This window comes from Candidatus Schekmanbacteria bacterium RIFCSPLOWO2_02_FULL_38_14 (assembly GCA_001790855.1).
GTDB lineage: Bacteria > Schekmanbacteria > GWA2-38-11 > GWA2-38-11 > GWA2-38-11 > 2-02-FULL-38-14-A.
Window position 1 is genome coordinate 20,937 of record MGDH01000031.1, and the last position, 4,306, is coordinate 25,242.

At 36.9% G+C, this 4,306-nt stretch carries 4 protein-coding genes; 2 read left to right on the forward strand and 2 right to left on the reverse strand.

Features of this window, described 5'->3' with window-relative positions:
* The first annotated feature begins 236 nt into the window (after positions 1-236).
* Positions 237-1,475 carry a hypothetical protein gene (locus A3H37_07810; protein OGL48950.1) on the forward strand — a complete coding sequence of 413 codons (1,239 nt, stop codon included), beginning with the start codon at positions 237-239 and terminating at the stop codon, positions 1,473-1,475.
* 95 nt (positions 1,476-1,570) lie between these two features.
* Here the strand turns inward: A3H37_07810 and A3H37_07815 are convergent, their stop codons facing one another.
* Both A3H37_07815 and A3H37_07820 read right to left on the reverse strand, forming a co-directional pair.
* Complete coding sequence (locus A3H37_07815; protein ID OGL48951.1) at positions 1,571-2,380, reverse strand: ABC transporter; 810 nt, start codon at positions 2,378-2,380, stop codon at positions 1,571-1,573.
* Positions 2,377-3,390: a hypothetical protein gene (locus A3H37_07820; protein ID OGL48952.1), complete on the reverse strand. Its 1,014-nt coding sequence runs from the start codon at positions 3,388-3,390 to the stop codon at positions 2,377-2,379. Before A3H37_07820 ends, A3H37_07815 begins: the two co-directional genes overlap by 4 nt.
* Positions 3,391-3,697: 307 nt before the next feature.
* Between A3H37_07820 and A3H37_07825 the strand changes: the two genes are divergently transcribed.
* Complete coding sequence (locus A3H37_07825) at positions 3,698-4,192, forward strand: hypothetical protein (protein ID OGL48953.1); 495 nt, start codon at positions 3,698-3,700, stop codon at positions 4,190-4,192.
* Positions 4,193-4,306: the final 114 nt, after the last annotated feature.

Consider the following 4,306-nt stretch of genomic DNA (forward strand, 5'->3'; position numbering starts at 1 on the left):
TTACTTTTTGCTGGCAATAAGCGTAAAGAGCATCGCAAACCTGGGTGCTCTTCAAACGTCCCCTAATCCCTTTCTGAAAATAATAGGCTAATCTATTGACAACAAATAATATTTTTATTTAGATATCTAAAATTAGAAAAATATATTAATAAGAAATGTCCAGAAATTGGACAGTTTAAAAATATAGAAAAACTCCTTTTTCATTAGATAATCAAGAGAATCAATGAGTAAAAAAAATGAGCTTTTCCAAAAACCGTGAGCTCTTATTAACCCTTCTTAAAGAAGACCCTTTCTCTCCTTTAGAGGAAAGGATTAAGGCTTTTTTAGATAATGGAGAAATAGACTGGAAGGGCTTGCTTGAAGATGCTACCTATCATGGAATAGCCCCTCTAATCTATTTTAACTTAAAAGAGGCAAATCTCAAATCCATCCCCGATTATTTCTTAGAAAACCTTAAGGCAGTTTATTACGCAAACGTCCGCAGGAATACGCGGTATTTTGCTGAGCTTGAAAGGGTTTTAAAACTCCTCAGGGAAACAGGAGTAGAACCTATTGTGCTTAAAGGTGGCGCAATGGCAGAAGGAGTATATAAAAATATTGCTCTTAGGCCTTTTGAGGATATAGACCTTCTGGTAAAAAAGTTTGACCTTCCGGCTACAAAGGCTGTTTTTAAAAGTTGCGGATATGCAGCTCAGGAAAAAATATTCCCGTCAAAGGCACATAAAGAGTTTAAAGACGAGATAAACAAGTCTTTTGAAAAATTTGAGACCGAGCTTCATTTCATTAAAGGAGAAAAGGAATATTTTTTTGATATCCATTGGAATCTTTTAATAATCTGTGATTCAAAAATCAAAGAAGCAATTCAGCTTGATATAGAAAAGATATGGAAGAGGAAAAAAACTTACTCCTTCGGCACAGCTTCAGCCTATCTCATGTCTCCTGAGGATCTCCTAATCTATGTTTGTTTGCATCTGAGGGAACGCCATTTTGAAAAGGCAAGGTCAAGGCTTATCTGGTGGTATGATATTTATAAAATAGTAAAAACCTATGAGAATGAATTTGACTGGAACTATTTTCTGGCTTCTGTAAAAGAATATGAGGCTTGTGAGTCTATCTACCCATTGATTTTGACATTAAAAGAATGGTTTAATCCTCCTCTCCCACAGAATCTATTAAAAGAGGCGCAAAGTTATCTCCAGATATTTCCTCTTGAAAAGATTCTTCCAAAGTCATCAGAACAGCTAAAATTTTTTGAAAAGCCTCAGGAAAAGGATTATCTTTTAGAAGTGCTGAATGTAAAGGGGCTAAGAAAAAAGGTAAAACTCCTTCTTGGCGAAATATTCCCTCAAAAAGAATACATGATTTTAAAATATCAGATAAAAAACCGGAGGCTTCTTCCCTTTTATTATCTTCTGAGGCTTAAAAATGCCATTGTTAAGGGATTCAAAGCAGCAGGACAGATGCTAAGGTCATAAGGCTTTCAGCTTTAAAAGCTCAAATCCCAAATAACAAATTCCAAATAAATTCCAATTGCATTTTGAATTTTCCTTGAACCCTCAAACCCTTCTACTTAATAGTGTATCAGGCTTCCGTCCCTTTTTGCTTTTCTCACAGCAAGCATAAAAAGGTAGATGCTGAGAGGAAGCATTATTAGAGCAAATGCAACCAGAACTCCAACCTGAAATGTTAACTGCGACAGGGAATAGCCCTTGAGAAGTGCAAGCCTTACTCCCTCCATTGCGTAGGTAATTGGAAGAAAATATGAAAACCTGCCAATCCAGTCAGGAAGCATTTTAACCGGATAATAAACACCTCCCAAAGCCCAGGAAAGTGTTGTAAATACCCACATAAAAGGGTCACCCTTTTTCATAACCATTATAAAACTTGCGGACATAATTCCAAGGCTTGAAAAAATAATAATTGTTAAGAACAAAATTAAAATTGCGGCTGGAACCCCGTGCCCGCTCATTTCAACCCCAAAAAGTAAAAACCCAAGGACAAGATAAAATACCACCCGCAGTGATGTAAGGAGGAAACTGTAGAGAGATGAACAGACTATTATTACAGGAATTTCTGTCTGCGTAACAAGAAGGGCTTCAAGCGTGCCTGACATCTGAGCGCCTGAGATTGCAGATGAAAAACTTGAAAGCGAGACTGAGAGATAGCTTGAGAAAGCAATACCTATGAGAACAAAAGGAAAGTAATTGCCGCCATAGGGAGCAAGATAGGCAGATGCCGTATTCCCTATGAGTTTTGAAATAAAATAAAACAAAATGGTTGAAAAGAAAATCCCTGCAAACTGCGTAATGAAGCTGAACTTGTAGCTTGCCTGTTCTATTAAATCCTTCTTAAGAAATGCAAAGGGCTTGCTTAAAATCAAATTTTTTCTCCTTTTTCTGTTACCTGCGAAAATATCTCTTCAAGACTTGGAATTACAGGGAAAAAAGAAAGAAGTTTTATATCAAGAAGAGAAAGCTCTTTTATAATTTCTGATATCTCCTCTCCCTCTCCATCAACTTCTATCTCACAGGCATTCTCATCCTGTGAAGATGAAGCAGGAATTTTTATATCTGTAATGGATTTTATGTTTTTAAGCTTTTCCACAACCCGCTCTTCAATTTTCTCAAATTTTATTATGAACTTTTTCTTTCCTATGAGGAGCCTTCTGATTTCTGAAAGGGAACCGCAAGCCTTTATCACTCCCTTGTCAATAATTGCAATCCTGTCACAAAGGCTTTCAGCTTCAACAAGGTTATGCGTTGCAAAAAACACTGTTTTCCCCTGCTTCTCAACGATGTCTTTTTTTATAAAATTTCTCAAATGCCTTGCAGTGGAAGGGTCAAGGCTTTTTGTCGGTTCATCAAGAAATAAGATCTGCGGGTCTGTAAGCATTCCCCGCGCAATGCCGAGTTTCTGCTTCATCCCGGTTGAATAATCCTTGAAATATTTGTCAGCATCATTTTTAAGTTCTGTAATTTCAAGAAGCTCTTCTATCCTTTTCTTTGCCTCAATCCCATTAAGGTTATTCAGGGATGCAAAGAACTCAAGGTTCTGCCTTCCTGTCAGACGCCAGAAACTGCTTCTTTCCTCGCTTACCACATATCCTATCGATTTTCTTACAAGCCTCTCGTTTTCCTTAACATCATATCCTGCGACAAGTGCCTTTCCTGAAGTAGGGAGTATGAGAGTTGCGAGGATTTTTATCAACGTTGTCTTCCCTGCTCCGTTAGGTCCTAAAAGCCCGAAAAACTCCCCCCCCTCTATCTTAAGATTTACTCCTTTAAGCGCAGGCACAATATTTTTTTTAAAAGGTGAGATAAAATAATCCTTGTATTTTTTTAACGGCTGGTAATTTTTAACAAGGTCAATTACTTCTACTGCATATTTCATATTATTTTATTTCTGCTCAGAGCATTGGAGTCTGAGCCTGCCAATTCTATTTTGACATTATACAAGACAGGCAGGAAATTATAAAGGAAAATATCTCCATGACCCCTGCTATGCTATTTTTGCTTGACATGATTTTTTTTATATGATTTTAGAATTTGTACATTTAACAGGGAAAGTTTATGCCTTCTAATATCCCTAAAAGCAAACAGAGACAGGAGAACAAGCAAAAAGACCATAAGATTTAACTTGAAGTTAAATTTTTATAGTTTAAAGCTATTCAAAACAATTTACACATGGAGGGGTTTTTATGAAAAAGATATCTTTTCTGTTTCTGGTTTTCTCAATTATTTGCGGATTTAATTTTCCTGCTTCAGCATCAAATCCTTTGGGGTCTTTTGGCGAGGCATTCAATGATATTAAGGTTTCAGAAAATTATGCCTATGTGGCAGGTGGATATGGCTTAAAGATTTATGACATATCAACTCCATCCTCTCCCGTGCTTGTTGGTTCTTATACAACAGATGATTCTGCCAATGGGGTTTATGTCTCGGACAACACTGCATATATATCTACTGAGTGGTCAGGTCTGTTAATAATAGATGTCAGTAATCCTTCAGAACCTACGCTCATTGGTTCATACAATACAGATGGTGCAGCAATTGATGTTTATGTCTCAGGTACAAAAGCCTATGTTGCTGACGGATTAGCAGGCCTCTTGATAATTGATATCAGTAACCTGTCTTCTCCGACTCTTCTTGGCAAATATGATACAGATGGTTTTGCCGTGAGCTTTTGTCAATAAGAGTGTAAATTCATTTAAGCGGCTTTCCTTTCAAGACACACTTTTTTGTTTTCAATTATACCATTGACGAATCGTTCACCTGCATAAACACTCTCCAATAACCAGTATCCTTTA